This window comes from Cryobacterium algoricola, from assembly GCF_004402485.1.
Lineage (GTDB): Bacteria > Actinomycetota > Actinomycetes > Actinomycetales > Microbacteriaceae > Cryobacterium > Cryobacterium algoricola.
The window spans coordinates 80423-104993 of the sequence record NZ_SOFG01000022.1; the positions used below are offsets into that span (position 1 = coordinate 80423).

Consider the following 24571-nt stretch of genomic DNA (forward strand, 5'->3'; position numbering starts at 1 on the left):
GGATTGATCCTAGCGAGCCGGGGCATCCGCTGCCCCACCCCGTTTGTGCTGTCGCCCCTGGCCGCTCTACTCGTGCTTCTGGACGAAGTCGATGGCGAGGTCGGCGACCTCCTCCCAGCCGTGGTCGATCGTGAGCGAGTGGCCGCGGTTCGGCACCTCGACGATCTCGGTCAGCCCCGGGTTCTTCTTCTGCTGCTTGTAGATCGCGTGCGAGATCGCGAGCGGCACGGTGTTGTCGTCCTCCCCGGCGATGATGAGCAGCGGCCCGCGCTCGGGGTTCTTCGTGTCGACCCGCGCTTCGGTGAACGGGTTCAGGTTCGCCGTCGCAGCCTGGAACAGCGGCACCCCCGACGCGGCCACGTGATAGGTGTCGTAGAGGGCGCGGGCCTCGTCGGTGTCGAGGGCGTTGGCCCAGCCGAAGCTGAACTGCTCGAAGGTGAGCGAGACGGCCCGCCCGGCGTTCGCCGGGTTGAGCAGCACCGGCGACGCCGATTTGAGGGCGGATGCCGGCAGCGGCAACACGCCGCGAAACGGTGCGGAGTCGATCGCGACGGTGACGTCGGAGACGCCCTCACCGGCCAGGCGCTGGGCGATCAGGCCGCCGAAGGAATGCCCGACGATCGCGGGCATGATCTGGAGGTCGTTGATGGCGTCGAGGTAGTGGTCGGTGACCTGGGCGATCATCTTGTGGGCGAACACCTCGGGGTCCCGCTTGGCTTCCTCGATGCTCTCGGGGTCGTCGGGCCAGCCGGGGGCGATGGTCGTGTAGCCGGCGGCCTCGAAGCGGCCGCGCCAGCGGTCCCAGCTGCTCGAGAGCAGCCACAGCCCGTGCACGAACACGACCGGACGCCGCCCGGATTCGTTCGCCCGTTCGACCTCGGCTCGTTCCGGTGCGGTCAGTGCGTCCATATCGGCTCCGTTTCGGGTTCTGGTCTGCTCGACCGGCGGCCGCCGGTCACCTGGGCACGATAACCGCACCCGTCCCCCTCGTCTAGGCCGTCGGCATCCGTGGGCGCGTCGGGCAGCGGATGCGGCCGGCCCGGCCCGAACAGACGGGAGCGCCGACCCGCAGCCCCGTGAGGTGTCGTATATCGACCTCCGCGGTGTTCAGGAACCTCGATCTGCGACACCTCAGGGGCGGAAACGCGAGGATGTGCGCCACCTCAGCGGTGGGAACAGGAGATCGGGGGCACACTGGAGGAATGGTTCGCAAACAGGCGGTGGTGCGCGGGATCGTGCAGGCCGTGGGGTTCCGGTACTACGCGCAGGCCGAAGCGCGGCGCCTCGGCCTCGCGGGATTCGTGCGCAACCACAGGGATGGCTCGGTCGAGGTGCAGGTGGAGGGGCCGGCAGCATCCGTCGACCGGATGCTCGACTGGCTGCGACGCGGGCCGCCCTCTGCGCAGGTCGACACCGTGCACGTCGAGGACCTGCCGGACCGTGGGGACGACGGCTTCCGGATCGAGTGACCTGCCCGCTGGCGTAGCGTTGAGGCATGTGCGCGCGTGCAGATCGTCCCGCCCGCACCGACGACCCGGCCGGGTCGCTCGCCGCGGTTCTCCTGGCGCGCCCGGGCTCACCCCGACGCCCCCTGAGCCGCACCGCGCGGCGCTCCCCGAACCTCTCCCCCGGTCGCTTCCCCCGGCGGCGGGTCATCGGGATCGGCCGGCTCGTGCTCGCCGGCGCCGAAGTGCTCGCGTTGCTCGGGTACTTCGGCTACATCCTGGGTTTCAAGAGCTTCATCGTCTACAACTACTTCAGCTATTTCACCGTGCAGAGCGCCATCGCCGCGGTCGGGGTCTTCATCGCCGCCGGGATCATCGCCCTGCGCCGGGAGGTCGACCCGCCCTGGCTCGACTGGATCCGGCTGCTCGTGACGACCTACATGATCGTCTCGGGCATCGTGTTCCTCGCGATCGTGATCCAGTCCTCGTCGCGGGCGTACACGATGGAGGTGCCGTGGTCGACGCAGCTGCTGCACTTCTGGATCCCCGGGATCGCCCTCGTCGACTGGCTCACGGACACCGGCAAGGCCCGGCTGCCGTGGACGACGCTCGCCTGGGTCATGCTCGTGCCGAGCATCTGGGGCGCGTTCACCCTGATCCGGGGCGCCCTGGTGCGCTGGTATCCGTACTTCTTCCTCGACCCGAAGCAGGTCAGCGGCCCGCTCGAGACGGTGCTGTACTGCGTGGTCGCCGTCGCGCTCTTCACCGGGATCGCGGCCCTGCTGACCTGGTCTTCCCGCGGCTGGCGGGGCCTCAAGCCCCCGCTCCCGCCCCTCCCGGCGCGGGACGAGCATGAGCCCGGAACTGGCTAGAGCGGAATGAAGGTGTATTCGACGGTGAGGTGTTCGCTGCGGCAGGCCCCGCAGTAGAGCACCCCGGAGTGCTGCATGGCGACGACCCGCGGGGAGCACTGCACGACCTTCGGGCCGCAGCACGGCGAGATGACCATGTACGCCCCCGGCGCGGTCGGATGGTGGCCGCTCAGGCCGCGGCCATGGTGGGAACCCTCGCAGGCGAGGTCGGAGTCGAAGTCGAGCAGGCTGTCCAGCTCTTGGTCCAGAAGGGTTTCCATGGGGCACGATCAATCACGCGTTCAAGCAGGGGAACTGCAGTCGCGACTGTGGTCGGGGCACCGAAGCCGCGACCGCGCTCGGGTGGCCGACGGCACGAAATGTGTACATTGCTGGGTGTGACCACCGCTGTACGCAACCCATCCGAGTGGCGGCCATCGGCAACGTCAACCCGGAAACGACTAAACCTTGGGGAGCTGCACAACGGCGGACCGCACCTGCATGAAACCCCGGCTCGCTCCGGGAATCTTCAGCGACTAGACATTGGGCATAGCTTACACCGTTTACTGAGAAATGCTCGGGATTGACTTTATGGGTTTGATCCGGGCGCTGCAGTCGGTGTTACACGGTGGGGGTCGGGGTGGGGGTCGGCGTCGGAGGCACGTAGAACGGGGTGAGCCCGCGCAGCGCGGCGGCGAGCACCGTGGCGTCGTCGGCCCCGGCGAGCCTGAGCGCCGTGTCCCCGGCGACGAGTCCAACCAGCACCGGCTCTCCGGTGAGCGGCATCATGTTGATCCAGACCCGGAAGTCCTCGTCCCCGCCGACGGTGGTCCACAGCGGTGCCGCGGTACTCCAGAACGGTTCGTCGAACTGCAGCCAGACCTTGTCGAGGGTTCCCATGCCGAGGTCGGCGATCGCGCCGCGGTGCGCGAACGGCAGTGCGGGGTCGAATTCGAGCACCCCGGACTTGAGCACCCCGAGCGGAACCGTGACGATGACCCGGTCGGCGGAAAGCGACTCCCCCGTGCCGAGGCGCAGGCTCACCCCGGTGTCCCGGTATGCAAGTTTGGTGACGACGCTCGAGTCGAGCAGGTCGATCCCCTCGGCCGCCTTGGTGAGCAGGCCGGCATATCCGCCGAGCACGATCCGCTCGTCGTCCGCGCCGGCGTCCGCGCTCGTGTACCAGCCCGACTGGTGGTCGACGGATGCGCCGGCGTCGATGTCGAGAACGGTCGCGACCCGGAACGCGAGCCAGTCGGCCTCGGAAACGCCGCCACCGGCATCCGCTGTGGACAGCTTGCTCGCGCCGGAGCCGTCGAGCGCCGACTGCACGGACATGTCGCTGGCCTGTTGCGTGGCCCAGGCGAGGGCGGTTGCGACGGCCTTCTGGCCGGTGTCGGGCACGGCGACGACGGTTCCGGCGTCGGTGCGGGTCTCGCTCGCGCTCGGGAAGGGGGCGGTCGCGATTCCGAGGCGGGTGAACTCCTCGTCGAGGGAGGTGGTGCCGCTGTGGCTCACGAAGGAGGGGCCGAGCTCGATCGGGAACGGCCAGTTCTTGTCGCTGACCGTGTCGATGCGGCCGCCGATGCGGTCGCGGGCCTCGACGAGGACCACCTCGAAGCCGGCGTCCTTGAGGAACCGCGCGGCGCTGAGCCCGGCGATGCCCGCCCCGATCACGGCGATGCGTTCGCCGGGCGCTGCTGCGGAGATGACCTCGCGGGCCGCGCGGAGGCCGGTGTCGCGGCCGCCCTGCACGGTTCCCGGCGCGTCGGGCGAGGTGGCCTCACCGGCGAAGAAGACCCGGTCGAGCACGGGCTGGGCGAGCGCGGTGCGCTGCTCCGGCGTGGAGTCGACGGCGGCGAAGCTGTACGAGCCGCGGGCGAAGGGGTCGGCCGACCACGAGGTGCGGCGCATCTGCGCGGGTTTCGGCACGGGCGAGACGGTGGGCTTCGGTTCGGGGGTCGGCGTGGCGGTGGCGGATGCGCTCGGCCGCGGGGCCGGGGACACGCACGCGGTGAGAACGAGGGTCGAGAGACCGGTGACGCCGATGAGGAAGGTGCGGCGTTTCATGGCGTTCCGCGCGTCGGGTGTCATCCAGATCCTCCTCCCCGAACGAATCCGGTACCTCCCAAACTACCGCAGGGGTCGGTTCGGGCGGTCGTGCGCCGCCGCCGCGCCGGTTTCGGCGGGCCGCTCCCGCCGTTTCGGGCGCGGGCTGCGGAAACCGGCGCGGGCACGAGCGAGGGCTGCGGAAACCGGCGCGGGCGAGTCGGGCGGGGTCAGGCGCGCAGTTCGGGCGGGAGCAGAAAACCGTCGTCGAGGAGCTCGCGCACGCGCGGCAGGAGTTCGGCGGTGAGGTCGCGCTCGGAGACCTCGAGCAGCTCGGCGAGCGCGCCGGAGATCGCGCCGACGGCGAGTTCACCGTCGCAGGCGCCGACGAGCGCGGCGAGCGCGGTGTCGAGCGACACCGACCGGCCGAATCCGCCGCCCTGGTGCAGGGTGAGCAGGGTCGGGTCCTCCTGGCCGGGCCAGAAGTGCCGTTCCTCGGTGACGTCGGAGGCAACGGTCAGGGTCGCGTAGACCAGGTCGTCATCCGGGAGGGCCGCGTGCCAGTCGTGGGCAGCGAGGCAGGCCGCGAGGTGGCTGCCGATTCCGTCGGGGTTGTGGCCGAGTCCGCCGTGCAGGCGTTCGAGGCGCCGCAGGGCGGGGATCGACGCGGGCCGGTCGGCGTCCGGGCGGCGGAGCAGCAGGTAGCCGAAGCCGACCTGCGTCACGCCGCGGACCGCGAAGTCGTCGAGCCAGGCGTCGTAGAGGCGGTCGAAGTCGGCCGTGCCCGGCCGGGTGCCGCCGTCACGGATCCACGTCTCGGCGTAGAGCTCGGGTGACTGCACCTCGCGCTCGATGATCCAGGCGTCGAGCGCGGTGGATGCCGCGGCACCGGAGACCGCACCGGCCAGGTCATCCCGGCCCGGGGCATCCGCTGACGCTGGCCCTGTCGCCGCGGACCCTGCCGCCGCGGACCCGGTCTCCGCGCCCGACTCGGGCTCGAGCCAGCCGGCGAGGCGGTCGAAGGCGTCCTGGCCGGCGCGGTACTCCCAGTTGCCGAGGAGCTGGGCGACGCCGTTGGGGGTGAGGTGCGCCGCGGCGCCGCGCACGACGGACTCGACGAGGGCGTCGCCGACGAGGCCGCCGTCGCGGTACTCGTAGCTCGGCACGCCCTCGGCGCGGGGTGTGATCACGAAGGGCGGGTTGGAGATGATGTGGTCGAAGCGCTCCCCCGCGACGGGCTCGAACAGGCTGCCAAGCCGGAACTCGATGTTCGTCACGCCGTTGAGCGCGGCGTTCAGGGCCGCGAGCTCGAGCGCACGCACGGAGATGTCGGTCGCGACGACGCGACGCGCGTGGCGGGAGGCGTGCAGGGCCTGGATTCCGCAGCCGGTGCCGAGGTCGAGCGCGGTGTCGACCGGGCTCGGCAGCAGCAGCCCGCTCAGGGTGAGGGATGCCCCGCCGACGCCGAGCACATGGCTCTCGCCGAGCGCGTGACCGAGTACGAGTTCGCCCAGGTCGGAGGTAATCCACCAGCTGCCGGCGCCGTGGGCGTCCACGAAGCTGTACGGGCGGAGTTCGACGAGCGGGCGGAGCAGGGCGTTCTCGCCGGCATCATCGCCGGCATTGGCAGCGGCGTCGTCGTCATCGCCGACCGGGGCGACGAGCCCGAGCGTGACGGCACCGGCCGCCCCGAGGTTCGGGAGGGCCTTCGACAGTGCGCCACGGGTGACCGGGAGTCCGAGCACGAAGAGCTGCGCGAGGGTCGCCGAGGGTTCGTCGCGACCGAGCCTGCCGCGGAGGGCCGCGAGTGCCCGCAGGGCGGGAACCCGCTGGTTGCGGCGGAGTGCGGCATCCGCTTCGGGACCCCAGAGTCCGCTCAGCGTCGCAACGGAGTAGTTCGCGGCCTCGAGGTCCGCCCGGAGGAGGGGGATGAGGACGAGGCTCTGTACGGGGAGGGCGGCGGGATTCGGTGCAGGAGTCACTCCCCCATTCAACTGCACTGCGCGGTTCGTCTGGGTTCCGTGGCTTACCGGCGCCGCACGGTCATCGGCACTGTGCCCGTCAGCGCCGCTCCTCCGCCACGCTGTTGCCCCCGTCGACGACGATCGTCTGGCCGGTGACGTACGACGCGCCGGGTGAAGCCAGCCACGCAATGGCGGATGCGACCTCAGCGGCCGTTCCGCTGCGTCCGGCCGGGACGAGGGCGCCTTCGGTGGCCTCGCTCGGCAGCTGGGAACCGGTCTCGATCCAGCCGGGAGCAACCGCGTTCGCGGTGATGCCGAGCCAGGCCTCGTCCACGGCGAGCGCGCGCGTCAGGCCGGCGAGGCCCGCCTTGGCCGTTGCGTATGCGAGGTCGCCGCGGGCCGCCATCACCGGGCCGGTCACGCTCGAGACGGTGACGATGCGCCCCCAGCCTGTCTCCCGCATGAACTCGATCACGGTGCGGGTGGCATGGAAGGCGGTCGAGAGGTTGATCGCGAGGCTCCGCTCCCACTCGTCGGCCGGGGTGCTGGTGATATCGCCCTGCAGCATCTCGGCGTCCCCGACGGCGATCATGCCGGCGTTGTTCACCAGGATCGTGGGGGTCAGCCGGGACGCGGCAAGCCCGGCGGCGAGCACGGCGGCACCGGCCTCCGTGTCGAGGGTGCACACGATACCCGTCGCCGGGATTCCGAGACGGACGAGTTCGCGGGCGCGGTCGTGGGCGCGCTCCGTCGTGGCGGTGACCACGACCCGGGCGCCAAGCTCGCCCAGCATCCGTGCGGCGGCGAAGCCGATGCCGCTCGGACTGCCCGCCCCGGTGATGAGGGCGGTGCGGCCGCTGAGGTTCCAGGCAGCGGGGATGCCGGTCGGCATAACCGTGGGGAGGGGCGGGTCGGCGATCGGCAAGGTCATGGCGTCATGCTAGCGCCGAGGTGAATGCCCGGCGATGTGTGCGGCCGGATCGGATTGAGTTGAGGACAAAACACGTTTCCCGGCCGCGCGAAGGTGTTGAGGCCGCTCCTCAGCGCGAGACCTCGTCGACGAGGGCGTTCGCGGGCACCGAATCCCGGGGAATGGCCTCGAACTGCCGAGTGACGAGCCGCGGGGTGACCATCCGGTAGCGCGGCGACGCGGAATCGGGCGCGTGGGACACCTGCCCCTCGAACTCGCCGGTGAGCAGTTCGAGCACGCCCGCGGCGACCTCGTCGACGGGCTGGTCCACGCTCGAGAGTCCGATCGCCGCCGCGATGGGTGTGTTGTCATAGCCGGTGACCGACACCCGGGCGGGGTTGGCGATCATCGCCCCGAGCGCGAGCGCATCGCTCGCACACAGCACCGCGTCGATGCCGCCGGCCGTGCGGGCGAGCTGCCGCATGGCCGCGGCGCCCTGGTCGACTCCGTCGGTCGTGATAACCTCGAGGCGGGCGAGCTCCTCCGCGGAGACGTCGCCCCGCTCGAGCATGGCCTCGTGCCAGCCGCGGCGGCGGTCGTCGCCCGTTCCGGACGGGCTCGGCCAGCCGATGTAGGCGATGCGTCGCGCGCCCGCGTCCTGCTGGGCCCGGGTCGCGGCGTAGAGGCCGGCGTGACCGTCGACGTCGACCCAGAGGTGGCTCGGGTCGGTGAAATCGTTCTCCTGCCAGGGTCGGCCGAAGGTCACGAAAGCGATGTCGTGCTCGAGCAGCCACGCGGTGCGCGGGTCGTCGGCGGTCGTCGACGTCAAGACGAAACCGTCGACATCCGCCCCGTCGTTCAGGCGGCGGAACTGGTCGATCTCATCCTCGGGGCTCGTCGCCGTGAACAGCAGCACCCTCAACCCGCGGGCGTCGGCCTGCTCAGTGAGGGCGTGCAGGAACCGGTCGAGCACCGAACCGGAGATGCCGTCGATCATCGGGTCCAGGCGGATGCCGATCGTCGAGCTGCGCCGGGTGCGCAGCCGCCTGGCCGAGGCGTGCGGGCGGTAGCCGAGCGCGGTGATGGCCGCCTCGACCCGGGCGCGCGTGTCGGCCTTCACGATTCCCGGGGTGTTCATCACATTGGAGACGGTCTGCCGGGAGACCCCGGCCACGCGTGCCACGTCGGTCACGGTGGGGAACTCCCCCATGATGTCTCCCTCCCGGTCGTACCACGAGCACGGCTTCGTGGGTGGAACGACAAAAACAGACTAGCGCGTCCCTTCGCTCCCCAAATTAGATCGATCAAAGAAAAAGTTTGATCGATCAAATAATACCGGCTATCGTCGTTCTCACACAAGCAAACGCGCACTGCGGCGCGACTTTAGGAGAAGAAAATGCAACGACGCACTTCCCGTTGGATGATCGGGGCCGGCCTGACCATGGCCGGAGCGCTTGCCCTCACGGGCTGCAGCTCGAGCTTCGGCGGCACCACGTCCGGCTCGACCGGCTCGGCCGGGGACCTCACCAGCGACTCGAGCAAGACCCTCACCGTCCTGATCGGTTCGAGCGGCGACGCCGAGACGAAGGCCGTCAACGCGGCCGTCGCATCCTGGTCGTCCTCGAGCGGCACGAAGGCCACGGTCTCCGTCGCGAGCGACCTCAACCAGCAGCTCGCCCAGGGCTTCGCGGCCAAGAAGCCGGCCGACGTGTTCTACCTCTCGACGGATGCCCTCGCCGGCTACGCGTCCAATGGTTCCCTGCTCGCCTACGGCGACAGCCTCGCCAACAAGGACGACTTCTACCCGAGCCTCGTGAAGTCGTTCACCTACGACGGCCAGTTCTACTGCGCGCCGAAGGACTTCTCCACGCTGGGCCTCGTGATCAACACGGATGCCTGGGCGAAGGCCGGACTCACCGACGCGGACATCCCCACGACCTGGGACCAGCTCGAAACCGTGGCCAAGAAGCTGACCACGCCCGACCAGGTCGGCCTGGCCATCGGCGGCGAGTACGCCCGCGCCGGCGCCTTCATGGCGCAGGCCGGCGGCAACCTCATGAACGAGGACAGCTCGAAGGCCACCGCGAACAGCGCAGAGGCCGTCGCCGGTCTCACCGAGGTCAAGAAGCTCCTGAACGACGGCGTGCTGAAGTACGCCAAGGACGTGGGAGCAGGCTGGGGCGGCGAGGCATTCGGCAAGCAGCTCTCGGCCATGACGATCGAGGGCAACTGGATCACCGGCGCCATGTCCAGTGACTACCCGAGTGTGAAGTACACGATCGCCGAACTGCCCGCCGGCCCCGCCGGCAAGGGCACCATGCAGTTCACCAACTGCTGGGGCATCGCCACGGACAGCCCCAACCAGGCCGCAGCGCTCAAGCTCGTCGAGCAGCTGACCAGCAAGGACTCCCAGCTGGCCTTCTCCACAGCCTTCGGCCCGATGCCGTCGATCAAGTCCGCCGCATCCGACTGGAAGGCCGCCAACCCGGTGCTCGTCCCGTTCCTGAACGGTGCTGACTACGCCGTCGGCACGCCCACCGCGAAGGGCGCAGCGGATGTCGTGACCGAGCTCAACTCCAAGCTCGAGTCCCTCAAGACGGGCGATCCCCAGCAGATCCTCGACGCCGCCCAGAAGAACCTCGAAGCGCTGCTGAAGTAGTTCGACATGTCGAAGCCCGCACGCACGTCTCGCCGCTCCGGAATCCGGGGCGGCGAGGCCGCCTCGGGGTGGCTCTTCACCGCCCCGATGATCATCCTGCTCGGGATGTTCCTCGTCATCCCGGTGCTCATGGCTCTCTGGGTCAGCTTCTCCGACTGGGGCGGCCGCGGCAGCCCCTTCGGCGGCAACGTGAAGTTCGTCGGCTTTGACAATTACTCCACCCTCCTGAGCGGGGGCGGCCTGGCCGAACAGGACTTCGGCACGGCGCTGCGCAATAACGCGTGGTACGTCGTGCTCGTCGTCCCGATCCAGACCGCCCTCTCCCTCCTGCTCGCCGTGCTCGTCAACCGGCAGATCCTCCGCGGCCGCGGCTTCTTCCGCACCTCGTTCTACTTTCCCTCGGTGACGAGCTCGGTTGCGATCACCGTGCTCTGGCTGTTCCTGTTCAGTTCGACCGGCGCGGTGAACAAGCTGCTCTCGTTCATCGGCATCACCGGGCCGAACTGGTTCAACGACCCGAGCGGCATCCTGCACAACTTCCTGCAGCTCTTCGGCGTGACCCAGGGCCCCGCCGCGCTCACGGACGGGTCCTTTCTCGGCGTCTCCTGGTGGGACTGGCTCGCGGGCCCCTCCGTCGCCATGACGGCCTTCATCCTGATGGCCGTGTTCACCACGAGCGGCACGTTCATGCTGCTCTTCATCGCGGCGCTGCAGAACCTCAGCGGTGAGGTCACCGAGGCCGCGATGATGGACGGCGCCAACGGCTGGCAGCGATTCTGGAAGGTCACCCTCCCCCAGCTGCGCCCGACGCTGTTCACCGTGCTCACCCTCGGCCTCATCGGCAGCTGGCAGGTCTTCGACCAGATCTATACCGGCACCAAGGGTGCACCCGGCAAGACCACCCTCACTCCCGCCTTCCTGTCCTACCAGTCGGCGTTCAACAACCAGGAATGGGGCCAGGGCGCCGCGATCGCGTTCATCCTGTTTGTGATCATCGTGTTCTTCACCCTCTTCCAGCGCTGGGTGCTGCGGGAACGCTCCGTCTCGAACCGGCGGATGCGACCGTACCTGTCGGTGGCGAACGGTGCGACCGCGAACGTCGTCGCCGCATCCGCCCTCACCGGGGCCGGCTCCGGATCCCCCGGCACCGACTCGCCCGGTTCCGGTTCCGACCCCGATTCCCACGCGCCCGACACGACCGGAGGCACCCGATGACCGCCACGGTCTCGACGAAGACACCCACCCCGCCGTCGCCCTCGCGTCGGCTGCGCTCACTGAGCAGGCCGCAGCTGCCCACCCGCGCCGTCGCGGGCCGCTCGCTGATGTACGCGATCCTCACCGTGCTCGCGATCATCTACATCGCGCCGTTCCTGGTGCAGGTCGCGACCTCGTTCAAGACGGATGTCGAGGCGGCGAGCAATCCCATCTCGCTGATCCCGCAGACCTGGTCCACCGCGGCGTACGAGAAGCTGTTCCTCAACTCGGACTTCCCGGTCTGGTTCAAGAACTCCGCCATCGTCACGATCTTCGTCACCCTCGGGCGGGTGTTCTTCAACTCGCTCGCCGGCTACGCCCTCGCCCGGTTGCAGTTCCGCGGCCGGACGGTCATCTTCGCCGGCCTGATCGCCGTGATGAGCGTTCCCGGCGTCGTGCTCCTGATCCCGAAGTTCCTCGTGATCAACCAGATCGGCATCTACGACACCTACGTCGGGATGATCGTGCCGCTCCTCACCGACGCCGCCGGGGTCTTCATCATGAAGAACTTCTTCGAATCGATCCCCGCGAGCGTCGAGGAACAGGCCCGCATCGACGGCGCAGGCACCTTCCGGGTGTTCTGGTCGATCGTGCTGCCGATGGCGCGGCCCGCACTGATCACGATCGTCATCCTGTCATTCCAGGGATCGTGGAACGAGCTCTCGCACTTCATCGTGGCGACCCAGTCGCCCGAGCTGACCACGCTCACCAAGGGCGTCGCGTCGCTCGCCTCCGGAGAGCTCAGCCAGGGCACCCAGTACCCGCTCAAACTCGCCGCCGCGGCGATCATGACCATCCCGGTCGCGGTGATGTTCTTCATCTTCCAGAAACGGATCATGAACACCACCGACGGCGCCGTCAAGGAGTAAGTCCCGGCCGGCCGGCCCACCTTCCCCGTCCCCCTGTGGACATCCGCTTCAATCCAGGAGTCGTTCCTTCCTCATGCTCTCCCAGTCCCTCATCTCGACGCCCGTGCCCATTCAGCCCGCCGGCGACCACCCGGTCCAGCCGCTGCTCCACGATTCGACCATCGTCCTCGCCGCACCCACGCAGGCGTGGTCACGTCCTGACGGGCGCACCGAACTGCCGATCCACGGCCTGTACCACGCGGACACCCGCGTGCTCTCGGGCTGGGATGTCTCGGTCGGCGGGGCACCCGGCGAGGCGATCGCGCAGGCCGGGCGCGGTTCGGGCGAAGTGACCTTCACGTCGCTGCTGCGGCACCTCGACGACGCCACCGCCGACCCGCGGCTGCGGCTCGAGGTGACGCGCGCCGTGAGCGCCGGGCGGATGCGGGAACGCATCACGATCCGTTCCGGCCTGGGCCACCCGGTCTCGACCACGATCGCGCTGCGGGTCCACCCCGACTTCTCGGACATGCAGACGGTCAAGGCGGGGCTCGCCGACCCCGAGAGCAGACGCGCCTTCCCGGCTGCGGACCTGCCGGATACGCCCGTCGTCGACCTCGAGACCGTGGCCGACGGCATCCGCTTGTCGACGCCGAGCGTGACGGCGCTGCTGCGGTTCGGCAGCGACGCGACGCTCGCCCAGACCCCCGCGTCGGCCGCCGGCGGGGCGCACCGGGCCGGGGCGGATGCCGCCGCACCGATCGTCGCGGCGAGCTGGGCGGTCGAGGTGCCCGCGCACGGCACCGCGACCGTGGAATGGACCGTCGACATCGAGCACTCGGCAACCGTGGTCCAGGCGGCCGGCGGCCTGCCCGAGTGGGACGGCGTGACCGTGCACTCCGGCGACGCCCGGCTCGGCCGCTGGGTGCAGCGCGCCCTCGACGACCTCTCCGGGCTGCGGATGGCGACGACGGCGCAGCCCGATGAGCCCTTCCTCGCCGCGGGGGCGCCGTGGTTCTTCACCCTGTTCGGGCGTGACTCGCTGTGGGCGGCGCGGTTCCTGCTGCCGCTCGGCACGGACATCGCCGGCTCGACACTGCGATTGCTCGCGAGCCTGCAGGGCACCGTCTCGGACCCCGAAACGGCCGAGCAGCCGGGCAAGATCATGCACGAGCTGCGGCCGGGCGCGTTCTCGATGCCCGGCGAGAGCCTGAACCTGCCGCCGCTCTACTACGGGACGGTCGACGCCACGCCGCTCTGGATCTGCCTGCTGAACGACGCCTGGCGCTGGGGCCTCCCCGACGCCGAGGTCGAGGCCCTGCTGCCCCACCTCGAGGCGGCACTCGCCTGGATGCGCGACTCCGGCGACAGCCACGACGACGGCTTCCTCTCCTATGTCGACGCGACCGGGCACGGCCTCGCCAACCAGGGCTGGAAGGACTCCGGCGACTCGATCCAGTGGCGCGACGGCACCCTCGCCGAGGGGCCGATCGCGCTCTGTGAGGTGCAGGCGTACGCCTACCAGGCGGCGATCGGCGGCGCCGAGCTGCTCGAGGCCTTCGGTCGCCCCGGCGCGGCCGAGTGGCGCGACTGGGCCGCCGCGCTGCAGGACCGGTTCCGGGCATCCTTCTGGATCGACTCGCCCTCCGGCCGGTATCCCGCGGTCGCGCTCGACGCGCACAAGCGCCCGGTCGACACCGTCACGAGCAACATCGGCCATCTGCTCGGCACCGGCCTGCTCAACGCCGAGGAATCGGCGCTCGTCGCCGCCCGGCTCGTCTCCCCCGAGCTCAACTCCGGCTTCGGACTGCGGACGATGTCGACCGACTCGACCGGATACTGGCCGCTGAGCTACCACGGCGGCTCGGTCTGGACCCATGACACCGCGATCGCGATCAACGGGCTCGGGCGCGCCGGATTCGGCGCCGAGGCCGGCATCCTGATCGACGGGTTGCTCGCGGCCGCCGAATCCTTCGGGTACCGGATGCCGGAGCTCCACTCTGGGGACTCCGCGACGGACGTGTCGGCGCCGGTGCCCTACCCCGCGGCGTGCCGCCCGCAGGCCTGGTCTGCGGCCGCGGCGATCTCCGTGCTCGGGACCGTGCTCGGCGTCTCCCCCGACCGGGAGACCGGGTTGGTCACCTCGACCCCGATCGCCCCGGCCCTCCTCGGCCAGGTCACGATCCTCCCCCGCCAGCCCCGGGCATAACTCCTGCAGATTCCGGCCGGCTCCGGCGGCTGCCTCGGAATTCCGCGCCAGTCGCCGGCCAGCCGCAGAATTTGCAGGAGTTATGCGTCGTCCTGCGGGCTGGGTGGTGCGGGCTGGGGTGGGGTGAAGCGGGCTGGGTGGGCTGAAGGAGGCGGGCTAGAGCCAGCGCATGGTGAAGGCGCTCGCGAGCACGCCACTCGCCGGCGGCACGGCGAGGGTGCGCGCGAGACCGTTGCGCAGCCGCAAACGTAGGCCCGTGGCCGGCCGACCCATCATCATGTTGAAGCCGGCCTGCCGGGCCGCCATCCGGGCGCTGCGGCGGCGGCGGCGGTCGTAGTCCTCGAGCACGGATGCCGCAGCATCCGGTTCGGCGATGGCGCGCGCGAGTGCCGGGGCGAGCTGGAGTCCGTCGAGCCAGCCCAGGTTCATGCCCTGGCCGCCGATCGGGCTGATCTGGTGCGCGGCGTCGCCGACGAGCACGATCCGTCCGCTGACGAGACGTTCGGCCAGCCGCTGCTGCACCGCGAACGCGCTCACCGCCGCCCCGGACGAGGGCAGAACCACGCCCGTGCGGGACTGGACGATCGCGGCGAGGTCACGGCTGGAGGCATCCGGTTGCAGGGACGACGTCATAGCAACCCAGCGCCGCCGCCCGCCGGGGAGCGGGAACGACTCGACGACGCCGCCGCGCTCGAAATACAGCACCGCATGCTCGGCCGCGGGGTCGGTGGCCGCGGGGTGAGTGGCCGCGGAGTTAGTCGCCACGGGGTCAGCCGCCGGATCGTCCGCCGAGTCGGCCACGGGGTCAGCCGCCGGATCGCCCGCCGAGTCAGCCGCCGGATCGCCCGCCGAGTCGGCCGCGGGGTCGTCGCCAACCGGCCCGGACTCCCCCGCCAAACCGAGCGCGCCCGCCGGGTAGTCGCTCATCAGGTAGGTGTCGCCGCCGCCGCGCTCGATCCCGCGGATACCCGCGAGTGCGCGAACCATGCTGCGGGCGCCGTCCGCGGCCACAACGTAGCGGGCCTCGAGAACGGTCCGTGCAATCCCGGACTCTCCCGCCGATCCGGGACCGTCCCCGGCGTCACTGAGTGCCGGGGGCGTTCCGGTGTGCTCGACCTCGACCTCGACGCGGTCGCCGCGGTCCCGCACTCCCGTGACCGTGACGCCCGAGCGGTACCGGCCAGGGCTGAGCTCGTCGAAACGGGCGCGCAGCAGCGCCTCGGTCTCGTACTGGGGCAGCGAGACGACGAACGGATGCCGCCCGGCCGCCTCGCGGAACGTCAGGCGGCCCAGGGCACGCCCGTCGCAGCGCACCTCGCCGCCGCGGATCCGGACGGCGCGTTCGACGACGGCGTCGGCGAGACCGAGCTCGTCGAGGGCCCGCATCGACGGCGGGTGGATGCCGATGGCTCGCGACCGTCGCGACGGTTCTGCACGCCGCTCGAGCACCTCGACGTCGAGGCCGCGCACAGCGAGGAGCCCCGCGAGCAGGATCCCGACGGGACCCCCGCCGACCACGATCACGTCCCGCATCCGCTGCCCGCCGCCGCTCGCCACACCCGGCCTCGCCGAGCGCGGGTCTTGCGCCGTTGCGCGGGTGGTGCGCCACCCGCGCAGCGGCGCAGTACCCGCGCTCGGGCCGTCCCAGCGCAGCAGCAGGCGCGACGGATGCTCGCGCACCACGACCCAGCCCGGAGGCACGACCGCGCGCAGTTCCGGTGCGGTGAAGCTACGGCGGATCGAGGTGAGGCCGTCCGCGCGGATGTAGGAGTCGCGGAAGAGCGGCCAGGTGCCGAGGCCGAAGCCCAGGTAGGCGAAGGTGCTGCGTTCGATGTCCCCGAGCAGGACCCGGCCGCGGGGCGCCGCGAGCCGTTCGCAGTCGGCGAGCAGGCCGCCGAGCTGGGCGCCGGTCAGGTGGTGCAGCACGTGGTTGGAGACCACGAAATCGAAGCGCGCGCCCTCCTCGGCGAGCTCGGAACTGAGCGCCCGCCGGAACTGAAGCCGGGGCAGTGGCGGCCGGGCGGTTGCGAAGCGGTGGGCACGGGCATCCGGGTCGATCGCGGTCACCGTGAGGAGCAGGCCGTCGCGGGCCGCCCAGCGGGCGAGGGCCGTGGCGACGTCGCCGCCGCCCGAGCCGATGTCGAGCAGCGTGCTCTCCCGGCTCGTCGAGAGGAGCGGCCGGATGTCGCGGCGATACACCCCGCGCCAGCCCGACACCGCGGCATTCACGAAGCGGAAGTAGCCGTAGGTGCGATCGAGCGTGTCGGGATCGCAGTCGGGATCGTCCATGAGCTCGACCGCGTCGGTCGCCCGCCGGCGAAGGAACGGCAACGCAGGCAACACCGACACTCGCGCGAGCCGCGTCAGCCGCGCACCACGGTCATCAGGCCGGACTCAACCGTGAGCCCCGGCCCGAAGGCCATGGCGCAGAGCCGCTCGCCGTCCGCCGTGTCCGGAGCGTCCAGGATCGCCTTCAGCACGAACAGGATCGTCGCGCTGCTCATGTTGCCGTAATCACGCAAGGTCTCCCGCGACGGCACGAGCTGCGCTTCGCTCAGCCCGAGCTTGGCCTCGGTCTTGTCGAGGATGCTGCGCCCGCCCGGGTGGATCGCCCAGTGCGCGATCGCCGTGCTGAGAGGCGCCCGCGCGGCCTCGGTGGCCGCAATCACGATGGCTGGGGCGGTGAGCGTGGCGACAGACCCGCCCGAGGAGACCTCAGCGACCTCTGCTAGCTCCGCGACTTCAGACGCAAATTCCTCGATCGGCATGGTCTCACCGAGTGCGGCGATGGCTGCCGCAAGACCGGGATCCTTTGCGAAGAGCGGCGCGAGCGCGCCCTCGATGTGCTGGTCGATGATGTGCGGAACGTAGCTACTGAGGACCATCTCGAAGCCCTCGTCACCGATCTTCCAGGCCATGTCTCCCTCGCCGACCGGCGTGATGACGGTCTCGAAGAGGTCGAGGCTCAAGGCGTTCTCGCCCGGAGCCGGTGCGCGTGAACTCACGATTCCCGCGGCCGCACCATCCGAGAACAGTGAGGACGCGACGATCGTGTCGGGGTCGTCCGAGGTACGGAGGTGCAGTGAGCACAGCTCGGCGCTGACGACGAGCACGACGGCGTTCGGGTCGGCTTCGACGAACTGCTTCGCGGTGCGCAGCGCGGGCATCGAGGCGTAGCAACCCATGAACCCCAGGTGATACCTCTGCGTTGTCGGCTTCAGGCCCAATTCCCGCACGAGCATATAGTCGGGGCCGGGCGCGTAGAAGCCCGTGCAGGAGACGGTCACCACGTGCGTCACATCGGCGGCCTCGACACCCGGGCACGCAGCAAGCGCGCGCCGCCCCGCCTCGACGAAGAGCTTGGTCGCCTCCGTGATGTAGAGCTCGTTGCGCACGCGTGTGCTCGGGACCAGGAGGGTCTGGGTCGCCGCGTCGAAGAACTGCGGGTCTGGCTTCTCCGAGTCGAGGGTCAATTCCTCGATGACGGTGTGGCGGCGCTCGATCCCGGACAGGTTGAAGGACGCCGTCACGAGCCTCTTCCCCAGCCTGCTCAGTCCCGGCTGGGACGCGAACACGTCACGCACCTCATCTTGGATCAGCACGGTGGACGGGACGACGGTCTGCAACGCTCTCAGAGTGACGGACATAGCCCCAGTGTTACACGCCGCCCTGCGAGGCACACCCCCCTCTTTTCGCGTGCTGCGACAACAGCCGGCGGATGCCGGCACGCCGTAACTGGACGCTGGCAGTGAATCCGCTGGGTACGGTTCCGAGCCGCGCAGTGGTGCCTAGGCTGGAATATGGCGTGGGGCAACGGTGACGCGCGTCGCGCATCCGCGGGCCGCTGCCCGCCAACCCGAGGGAGTCCCGTGGCCACGACCGTCGCCGACCAGATCATCGCCCAGCTCATCGAAGCCGGGGTGCGCCGCATTTACGGCATCGTCGGCGACAGCCTCAACCCGATCGTCGACGCCGTTCGGCGCAGCGGCGGATCGGCCAAGGGCGGCATCGACTGGGTGCACGTGCGCAACGAAGAGGCCGCGGCGTTCGCGGCCGGCGCCGAGGCCCAGCTCACCGGCGAACTCGCCGTCTGTGCCGGCAGCTGCGGACCGGGCAACCTGCACCTGATCAACGGCCTCTACGACGCCCACCGTTCGGGAGCTCCCGTGCTCGCGATCGCGAGCCACATCCCGAGCGCCCAGATCGGCAGTTCCTTCTTCCAGGAGACCCACCCCGACCGCCTCTTCGTCGAGTGCTCCAACTACTGCGAGCTCGTCAGCTCGGCCGGCCAGGCCCCGCGCGTCGTGAGCATGGCCATGCGTCACGCGATCGGCCTCGGCGGCGTCGCCGTGGTCACCCTCCCGGGGGACATCGCCGAGCTGCCCGCGGTCGGCACGGCCCCGACGATCACCCTGACCAAGCCCGGCACGCTCGTGCCCTCTCCCGCCGACGTGCAGCGCCTCGCCGACGCCATCAACAACGCCCGCCAGATCGCGATCTTCGCCGGGATCGGCGTCGCCGGCGCCCACGACGAGGTCGTCGCCTTCGCCGACCTGCTCGCCGCCCCGATGGGGCATTCCCTCCGCGGCAAGGAGTGGATCCAGTACGACAACCCCTTCGACGTCGGCATGACCGGCCTCATCGGCTACGGTGCCGCCCACGACGGCATGCACGACGCCGACCTGCTCATCCTGCTCGGCACCGACTTCCCGTATTCGCAATTCCTGCCCGACGGCACGGATGTCGTCATCGCGCAGGTGGACATCCGTGCGGAACACATCGGCCGGCGCACCAACGTCACCGTTCCGGTGCACGGGGACGTCGCGGCGACGCTCGCCGCGGTCACCCCGCTGATCACCCGCACCGCCGACCGCCGGTTCCTCGAGAAGACCCTCAAGCACCACGAGCAGCTCATGCACAAGGTCGACGGCAACCCGCGCAACGTCGAGAAGCGCACGCCGATCCACCCCGAGTACGCCGCCTCGATCCTCGACGAGGTCGCCGCCGACGACGCCGTCTTCATCGCGGACACCGGCATGTGCAACGTCTGGGCCGCCCGCTACATCAACCCGAACGGGCGCAGGCGGATGCTCGCCTCGCTCCTGCACGGATCGATGGCGAACGCGCTCCCCCAGGCGATCGGCGCCCAGGCCAGCCACCCGGGCCGCCAGGTCGTCACCCTGTCCGGCGACGGCGGGCTCTCGATGCTCCTCGGCGAGCTCGTCACGGTCGCCGCGCAGAACCTGCCGGTGAAGATCGTCGTGTTCAACAACTCGACCCTCGGCATGGTCAAGCTGGAGATGCTCGTCGACGGCTACCCCGACTTCGGCGTCGATGTTCCGGCCGTCGACTATGCCGCCGTCGCGAACGCCCTCGGTATCTACGGCCAGCGGGTCGAGGATCCCGCCGACATCCGCGGCGCCCTGGAGCGCGCCTTCGAGCACAACGGGCCCGCCCTCGTCGACCTCGTCACCGACCCGCTCGCCCTCAGTATGCCGCCGACGATCACCGGCGCGCAGGTGCGCGGCTTCGCGCTCGCCCTCTCCCGCGTCGTGCTCAACGGCGGCGTCGGCGAGGCCGTGCAGCTCGCCCGCACGAACATCCACAAGCTCTAGGCGCGCACGCGGGGCCCGTCGCGGAGGCGGAACCCGTCGCGCTCTCGGGTTCGGTCGCGCGTTCGGGTCCGGTCGGCCGATGCCGCCGTTCGCGACCGTGCCCGCGCCCGTTTCCGCAGGCCGCACCCGAAACGGCGGGCGCGCTCTGCCGAAACCGGCGCGGCCGACCCGTGTCGCGCCGACGATACTGGGGCTAGCCTGAAGCCCAGAAGACAGTCGCCGGGGCGTGCGGATTCAGAGGAGCTGACGACCATGGACGGACGTGGACGGGTGATCCTGCGGGACGGGCCCTGGGGGTTCGTCCTCTTTCTGGCGTACATCGGAGCGGCGATCTACTTCGTCTCGGTCTCGAGCGGAACGTTCTGGGGTGTGATCCTCGGGCTGCTCCAGGCGATCGTCTGGCCGGTCTACGTCGTGTATCACGTGCTCGTCCTGATCGGAGCCTGAGCGCCGGCGGATGCCCGCACCGGTTTCCGCAAACCGTCTGCCTCAGACGGCGTCGGCTCGGTGCCCGAGGATGACGAGCCCGATCAACGAGGCGATCACGCCGAGAAATCCGCACGCGGCACTGGCGCCGTCGATCACGATGTTTCGACGTGCCGTCACAGTGGGTCCCCTCAGGCGTGACGGTGAGACAGCAGCCGAAAGCCTCGGTAGGCAAGCACCCCGGCCAGCGCCAGGAAGACGGTGCCGGATACATTGTGGAACCACTCCGACGCGGTGACGAATGTCAGAAGAGACAGCATCAGTACAACGACTGCACCGCAGAGGAACAGGAACGCAGTACCTGTCGACCGGGTGAACTCCTGCTCATTTCGGTTGGTCATGGCGTCACTCTACAATCGTTTTACCTGACCATGCCACTTAAATCTGCGTGGGCGCATCCGCTCGCCGTAAGCTCCTGACATGGCCCACCCTCCGAGTCCGGGCTCTCGCCTGCTCACGTACGCCACCGTTACGGTGCAGTCCGACGCGCCCGCACCCTTCACGATCACGGGCGTCGACATCTGGACCACCCACGCAGTGGTCTACGGGCAGGTCCTGGATCCCACCGCGGATATCCACTGGTCGACCCCCGACGAGGTGCGGTTCGACGGGCTCCCGTTCGAGGTCGGTCCCCTCACCGTTGAACCGGGTCCCGTGTGCGGAGAGGCCGGCTACCCCGGGAGCATCGCGGTCTCCACGCGGGATGCGCCGAGCCCCGACGCGCGAACGGTCACGCTCTCCTACGGTCGCTTCGAGGTGACAGGCACGATCGGCGCCGGCGCAAGGCCCTGACCGCTGTGTGGCGAGTTGCTTCGGAACAACGCGAGCGGGCGACCGGTAGCGGATGCTCGCGCCGGTTTGCGCGGGGCGCGCCCGAAACGGCGGGCGCGGGCTGCCGAAACCGGCGCGGGCACGACGACAGGAGGGCGCGGCCTGCCGAAACCAGCGCGGGCGCGAACGCAAACGGGTGCGGGCTGCCGAAACCGGCGCGGCGGCGAGTACGAGGGGGCGCGGGCTGCCGAAACCGGCGCGGCGGCATCCGCTCGGCGACACGACAGGGCCGGCGACGATAGCCGGGGGCCGCAGGTCAGGGCAGGCGGTCGAAGAGGTGGGTTGCGACGAACGCGACGAGGGATCCGGCGGCGCAGATCGCCGCGACCCCGCCGACGTAGGCGATGACGGCCTCGTTGTTCGGGCCGGATGCGCCGAAGAAGGTCACGAGGAACGCTGCGGCCGCGACAACGCAGAACGGCACGACGAACCAGAGCTGGGTGCGGTAGCCGATCGCCGGCGTTCCGCGGACCGGGGCCAGGGGGCCGCCGCCCGTCTCCGGGTCGGCATTCCCAGCCACGAACCGCTGCCCGCGAGGGCGCGCTCGCAACCGGCTGGGCGATGCGCCCCACACCCCGAGCGCGAGGCCGCCCGCGCAGCCCCAGACGGCCACGACGAGGAGCCCGGCGATGACGTCGCTCGGCCGGTGCCAGCCGTTTGCGAGGGTCGACACTCCGGCCAGGGCAGCGAACGCCGAGCCGAGCAGGGCGGCCAGCCAGCGGGTGCGCGGGCTCGAGACGAGGAAGACGGCGAGAGCGGATGCCGCGGCGACAGTCGTGTGCCCGGACGGGAACGAATTGCCGGCGTACCCGTCGACACCGAGATCGGGACGGGTGAGCAGCATGTCCTTGAGGACCTGGGTGGTGACGACGGCACCCAGGGCGACGACGAGGGCGACGACGAGGGTGCGGAGATCGCGGCGCACGGCCGTGATGATCCCGGTGATGACGGCGCCGGCCACGACGGAGACGGTCGGAACCTGGTCGAGCACCTGCTGGGTGACGACGGTGACGCTGCGCCGGCCGAAGATCGAGCCGTCGTAGGCGAGCTGGTCCATCGTCTGGCCGTGCAGGGTGCGCACAAAGAAGAGATAGAGCGCGACGAAGGCGGCCGATGCGACGACCGCGCCGCCGAGATATCGCGGGAATCCTGTTGTCGAAAGGGAGCGCACAGTCCAGCTTCGCACGACTGGCTGGACAGACCGTGGGCGAGGCCGCCGAAACGCCGGACAGGACCGCGCATGGAGCAGCGCACCGCAAGCAGAACTGAGCGCCGCCGCCCCACCTCCGGGGCAAGGCAAAGGACCCCGGGGCCGAACGCCGCCGAGGTCCTTCTGAGCAGAATTCAACTGCTGTGATGTAGAAGTTACACCGTGCGCGGCGGCCCGTCGTACCATCGCGGCACCGGCTCCCTCCGCGCGCTACCCCTTGACTCGGCGGGCACTCGGCGTACGGTGACTGGCATGTTCGCTGCACACCACGGTCGGCACGCCGCCGACAAAGACCATCCCGCGCGCGGAGGCAAGACCCCGGGCGCCCGGGCGGCGGGTGTCGAGGGTTTCAGCGGACTCGAGGGCGACTTCGAGGAGGAACGCCGGAGGGCCGCGAACGCCGCGGCCGAGCCCACCGAGCCCTACGAGCAGGACACCGTGACCCGGCCCACCCTCCCCGGCACCATCGAGGGCCTGACCCACCCCTGACCCTCCGGTCAGACGCTGCGGGCTGGGCGCCGAGTTCCAGCCTGCCAGGCAGCGGATGCGTCCGGCCCGGTCGGCGTCGGCCGCACCAACCGCGGGGCTCAGACCAGACCGAGCACGACCTTGCCGCGCACGTGGCCGCGCATCAGGTACCGGTAGGCGTCCGCGACCTCCTCGAGCGGGAACACCCGGTCGATCGGCAGCACCACGTCCCCGCTCGCGACCCGGTTGGCGAGGGCGGCCAGGTCGCCCGGGCGGGCCGCCTGCCCTCCGATGCCGGTGATGCCGGCATCCGCTCGGTGGCCGCGCGCCGCGATCGTATTGATGCGGGCGCCGGACACCCCGAGCTCGAGGGCGGCGTCGATCGTGGCGGGACCGTTGTAGTCGAGCACGGCCGTCACCCGCGGCACGAGTGCCCGCACCCGCTCGGCGAGGCCCGCACCGTAGGCGACCGGGATCACGCCGAGGCTGCGGAGGAAGTCGTGGTTGGCGGGGCTCGCGGTCCCGACCACGGTCGCGCCGGTGCGCAGGGCGAGCTGGACGGCGAGAACGCCCACTCCCCCGGCGGCGGCGCTGACGAGTACGGTGTCCTCGCGCGTCAGCCCGAGCGAGCGCACCGAGGCGGCCGCGGCGCGGCCCGCGATATCGAGGGCTCCGGCGGCGAGGAAACCGAGGGCATCCGGCTTGCGGATGATCGCGGATGCGTCGACGACGAGCCAGTCTGCCTGCGCGAACATGCGCCGGCCGCCGAGCACGGCGTCGCCGACGGCCCAGCTCGTCACGCCGGCACCGAGTTCGTCGATGACGCCGGAGAAGTCGTTGCCGTTGCCGCTCGGCAGCTCGACGCCATGGGCGCCGGCCGCCGGGCCGCCGCGCAGGATCTTCCAGTCGACGGGATTGACTCCGGCGGCGTGCACCCGTACGCGCACCTGGCCGCGGCCGGGCGCAGGCGGATCACCGGTGATCACCCTGAGGACTTCCGGGCCGCCGAATTCGGAGAAGCGCACGTAACGAGCCATGTGCCCAGCCTATTCAGGGCGCGCAACCCCCGGCATCCCTCGAATGCGGCGGCGTCGCCGGGGCGCTTTCGCTGCCCTCGAACGACCCGAACCCGCCTCTCCCGGGCGATTGCGGGACCCGGCGGACGGGAATACATTGTCAATAGTTGAGCCAGTTCGACTCAACTATTGAGAATCAACTGAGAATCATCCGGACTTCCGGGTCGATGTCCCGATGGATGAACATCCCCGGAACCGGACCACAGGGAAGGACACACCATGGCAATGAATTACGATCCGTTCCGCGAACTCGACCGCATGGCATCGGCCCTCATCGACAACCGGGGACCCCGGGTCATGCCGATGGACCTCTTCCGGGAGGGTGACCACTACGTGCTGAACGCCGACATGCCCGGCATCGACCCGGGCTCGGTCGATATCGACGTCGACGGCCAGCTGCTCACGATCCGCGGCGAACGCACGATGGCGAACCACGAGAACGTGAAGTGGCTGACCCGCGAGCGTGTGGCCGGTTCGTTCCTGCGCCAGCTCAACCTCGGCCAGGGTCTCGACGTCGACCGCATCAGCGCGACGTACAACAACGGGGTGCTGAGCGTGACGATCCCGGTGAGCGAGGCCGCCAAGCCCCGCAAGATCGCCGTGACGAGCTCCGGCGAGCAGGCCGAGCGCGTGCTGCAGGTCAACGAGGGAGAGCACCCGGCCGACACCAAGTGAACGCGCGGCTGCGAGCGGCCT

At 70.3% G+C, this 24571-nt stretch carries 22 protein-coding genes; 11 read left to right on the forward strand and 11 right to left on the reverse strand.

Annotation, left to right across the window (positions count from 1 at the left end; all coding sequences use genetic code 11):
- Positions 1–66 precede the first annotated feature (66 nt).
- A complete protein-coding gene (locus E3O44_RS15895) occupies positions 67–909 on the reverse strand; it encodes an alpha/beta hydrolase (RefSeq protein WP_134535753.1) in 843 nt (280 codons plus the stop codon).
- 293 nt (positions 910–1202) lie between these two features.
- Here E3O44_RS15895 and E3O44_RS15900 point away from each other — a divergent pair, with 293 nt between their 5' ends.
- Together E3O44_RS15900 and E3O44_RS15905 are read left to right on the forward strand one after the other, a co-directional pair.
- Positions 1203–1469 carry an acylphosphatase gene (locus E3O44_RS15900; protein ID WP_134535754.1) on the forward strand — a complete coding sequence of 89 codons (267 nt, stop codon included), beginning with the start codon at positions 1203–1205 and terminating at the stop codon, positions 1467–1469.
- Between the two features lie 26 nt (positions 1470–1495).
- Entirely contained in the window at positions 1496–2317 is an 822-nt protein-coding gene (locus tag E3O44_RS15905) for a Pr6Pr family membrane protein (RefSeq protein WP_134535755.1), read from the forward strand.
- Here E3O44_RS15905 and E3O44_RS15910 read toward each other — a convergent pair.
- The 5 genes from E3O44_RS15910 to E3O44_RS15930 form a co-directional block, all read right to left on the reverse strand.
- A complete protein-coding gene (locus tag E3O44_RS15910; protein WP_134535756.1) occupies positions 2314–2577 on the reverse strand; it encodes a hypothetical protein in 264 nt (87 codons plus the stop codon). The genes E3O44_RS15905 and E3O44_RS15910 overlap by 4 nt on opposite strands.
- Positions 2578–2917: 340 nt before the next feature.
- Positions 2918–4390, reverse strand: a complete 1473-nt coding sequence (locus E3O44_RS15915; RefSeq protein WP_134535757.1) for a flavin monoamine oxidase family protein — start codon at positions 4388–4390, stop codon at positions 2918–2920.
- Positions 4391–4575: 185 nt separating this feature from the next.
- Positions 4576–6327 (reverse strand): DUF7059 domain-containing protein, encoded by a 1752-nt coding sequence (locus E3O44_RS15920; RefSeq protein WP_241976377.1) that lies wholly within the window; start codon positions 6325–6327, stop codon positions 4576–4578.
- 79 nt (positions 6328–6406) lie between these two features.
- Positions 6407–7240, reverse strand: coding sequence for an SDR family NAD(P)-dependent oxidoreductase (locus tag E3O44_RS15925; protein ID WP_241976378.1), 834 nt, complete (start codon positions 7238–7240; stop codon positions 6407–6409).
- Positions 7241–7349: 109 nt separating this feature from the next.
- Entirely contained in the window at positions 7350–8429 is a 1080-nt protein-coding gene (locus tag E3O44_RS15930) for a LacI family DNA-binding transcriptional regulator (protein WP_134535758.1), read from the reverse strand.
- A 186-nt stretch (positions 8430–8615) separates the two neighbouring features.
- Between E3O44_RS15930 and E3O44_RS15935 the strand changes: the two genes are divergently transcribed.
- From E3O44_RS15935 to E3O44_RS15950, 4 genes are all read left to right on the forward strand, one after another.
- A complete protein-coding gene (locus tag E3O44_RS15935) occupies positions 8616–9878 on the forward strand; it encodes a sugar ABC transporter substrate-binding protein (RefSeq protein WP_134535759.1) in 1263 nt (420 codons plus the stop codon).
- A 6-nt stretch (positions 9879–9884) separates the two neighbouring features.
- A complete protein-coding gene (locus tag E3O44_RS15940) occupies positions 9885–11093 on the forward strand; it encodes a carbohydrate ABC transporter permease (protein ID WP_134535760.1) in 1209 nt (402 codons plus the stop codon).
- Complete coding sequence (locus E3O44_RS15945; protein WP_134535761.1) at positions 11090–12001, forward strand: carbohydrate ABC transporter permease; 912 nt, start codon at positions 11090–11092, stop codon at positions 11999–12001. The genes E3O44_RS15940 and E3O44_RS15945 overlap by 4 nt, the downstream gene beginning before the upstream one ends.
- 73 nt (positions 12002–12074) lie before the next feature.
- Positions 12075–14189, forward strand: coding sequence for a glycogen debranching N-terminal domain-containing protein (locus E3O44_RS15950; protein WP_134535762.1), 2115 nt, complete (start codon positions 12075–12077; stop codon positions 14187–14189).
- Positions 14190–14345: 156 nt separating this feature from the next.
- On the opposite strand, the gene E3O44_RS19910 is transcribed toward E3O44_RS15950, so the two are convergent.
- Both E3O44_RS19910 and E3O44_RS15960 read right to left on the reverse strand, forming a co-directional pair.
- A complete protein-coding gene (locus E3O44_RS19910) occupies positions 14346–16538 on the reverse strand; it encodes an FAD-dependent monooxygenase (RefSeq protein WP_134535763.1) in 2193 nt (730 codons plus the stop codon).
- Between the two features lie 14 nt (positions 16539–16552).
- Positions 16553–17869 carry a type III polyketide synthase gene (locus E3O44_RS15960; protein WP_255454409.1) on the reverse strand — a complete coding sequence of 439 codons (1317 nt, stop codon included), beginning with the start codon at positions 17867–17869 and terminating at the stop codon, positions 16553–16555.
- 189 nt (positions 17870–18058) lie between these two features.
- On the opposite strand from E3O44_RS15960, the gene E3O44_RS15965 reads away from it, so the two are divergent.
- Entirely contained in the window at positions 18059–19804 is a 1746-nt protein-coding gene (locus E3O44_RS15965; protein ID WP_134535764.1) for a pyruvate dehydrogenase, read from the forward strand.
- Positions 19805–20056: 252 nt separating this feature from the next.
- On the forward strand, positions 20057–20251 hold the full coding sequence (locus tag E3O44_RS15970) for a hypothetical protein (RefSeq protein ID WP_134535765.1): 195 nt from the start codon (positions 20057–20059) through the stop codon (positions 20249–20251).
- A gap of 170 nt (positions 20252–20421) precedes the next feature.
- On the opposite strand, the gene E3O44_RS15975 is transcribed toward E3O44_RS15970, so the two are convergent.
- Positions 20422–20631 (reverse strand): hypothetical protein, encoded by a 210-nt coding sequence (locus E3O44_RS15975; RefSeq protein WP_134535766.1) that lies wholly within the window; start codon positions 20629–20631, stop codon positions 20422–20424.
- Between the two features lie 79 nt (positions 20632–20710).
- Between E3O44_RS15975 and E3O44_RS15980 the strand changes: the two genes are divergently transcribed.
- Complete coding sequence (locus tag E3O44_RS15980) at positions 20711–21082, forward strand: hypothetical protein (protein ID WP_134535767.1); 372 nt, start codon at positions 20711–20713, stop codon at positions 21080–21082.
- 295 nt (positions 21083–21377) lie between these two features.
- Here the strand turns inward: E3O44_RS15980 and E3O44_RS15985 are convergent, their stop codons facing one another.
- A complete protein-coding gene (locus E3O44_RS15985) occupies positions 21378–22292 on the reverse strand; it encodes a phosphatase PAP2 family protein (RefSeq protein WP_166792688.1) in 915 nt (304 codons plus the stop codon).
- 291 nt (positions 22293–22583) lie between these two features.
- Between E3O44_RS15985 and E3O44_RS15990 the strand changes: the two genes are divergently transcribed.
- Entirely contained in the window at positions 22584–22820 is a 237-nt protein-coding gene (locus E3O44_RS15990) for a hypothetical protein (protein WP_134535769.1), read from the forward strand.
- 98 nt (positions 22821–22918) lie between these two features.
- Here the strand turns inward: E3O44_RS15990 and E3O44_RS15995 are convergent, their stop codons facing one another.
- The gene (locus E3O44_RS15995; RefSeq protein WP_134535770.1) at positions 22919–23836 is read right to left on the reverse strand and encodes an NADP-dependent oxidoreductase; all 918 of its coding nucleotides are present in this window, start codon (positions 23834–23836) and stop codon (positions 22919–22921) included.
- A 258-nt stretch (positions 23837–24094) separates the two neighbouring features.
- On the opposite strand from E3O44_RS15995, the gene E3O44_RS16000 reads away from it, so the two are divergent.
- On the forward strand, positions 24095–24550 hold the full coding sequence (locus tag E3O44_RS16000) for an Hsp20/alpha crystallin family protein (RefSeq protein WP_134535771.1): 456 nt from the start codon (positions 24095–24097) through the stop codon (positions 24548–24550).
- Positions 24551–24571 lie beyond the last annotated feature (21 nt).

Coding starts and splice junctions, on each gene's coding strand:
- E3O44_RS15915 (WP_134535757.1), bottom strand. CDS start 4,390: ATGACACCCGACGCGCGGAACGCCATGAAACGCCGCACCTTCCTCATC.
- E3O44_RS15990 (WP_134535769.1), top strand. CDS start 22,584: ATGTTCGCTGCACACCACGGTCGGCACGCCGCCGACAAAGACCATCCC.
- E3O44_RS15940 (WP_134535760.1), top strand. CDS start 9,885: ATGTCGAAGCCCGCACGCACGTCTCGCCGCTCCGGAATCCGGGGCGGC.
- E3O44_RS15935 (WP_134535759.1), top strand. CDS start 8,616: ATGCAACGACGCACTTCCCGTTGGATGATCGGGGCCGGCCTGACCATG.
- E3O44_RS16000 (WP_134535771.1), top strand. CDS start 24,095: ATGGCAATGAATTACGATCCGTTCCGCGAACTCGACCGCATGGCATCG.
- E3O44_RS15910 (WP_134535756.1), bottom strand. CDS start 2,577: ATGGAAACCCTTCTGGACCAAGAGCTGGACAGCCTGCTCGACTTCGAC.
- E3O44_RS15970 (WP_134535765.1), top strand. CDS start 20,057: ATGGACGGACGTGGACGGGTGATCCTGCGGGACGGGCCCTGGGGGTTC.
- E3O44_RS15975 (WP_134535766.1), bottom strand. CDS start 20,631: ATGACCAACCGAAATGAGCAGGAGTTCACCCGGTCGACAGGTACTGCG.
- E3O44_RS15900 (WP_134535754.1), top strand. CDS start 1,203: ATGGTTCGCAAACAGGCGGTGGTGCGCGGGATCGTGCAGGCCGTGGGG.
- E3O44_RS15930 (WP_134535758.1), bottom strand. CDS start 8,429: ATGGGGGAGTTCCCCACCGTGACCGACGTGGCACGCGTGGCCGGGGTC.
- E3O44_RS15945 (WP_134535761.1), top strand. CDS start 11,090: ATGACCGCCACGGTCTCGACGAAGACACCCACCCCGCCGTCGCCCTCG.
- E3O44_RS15895 (WP_134535753.1), bottom strand. CDS start 909: ATGGACGCACTGACCGCACCGGAACGAGCCGAGGTCGAACGGGCGAAC.
- E3O44_RS15905 (WP_134535755.1), top strand. CDS start 1,496: ATGTGCGCGCGTGCAGATCGTCCCGCCCGCACCGACGACCCGGCCGGG.
- E3O44_RS15950 (WP_134535762.1), top strand. CDS start 12,075: ATGCTCTCCCAGTCCCTCATCTCGACGCCCGTGCCCATTCAGCCCGCC.
- E3O44_RS15980 (WP_134535767.1), top strand. CDS start 20,711: ATGGCCCACCCTCCGAGTCCGGGCTCTCGCCTGCTCACGTACGCCACC.
- E3O44_RS15925 (WP_241976378.1), bottom strand. CDS start 7,240: ATGACCTTGCCGATCGCCGACCCGCCCCTCCCCACGGTTATGCCGACC.
- E3O44_RS15995 (WP_134535770.1), bottom strand. CDS start 23,836: ATGGCTCGTTACGTGCGCTTCTCCGAATTCGGCGGCCCGGAAGTCCTC.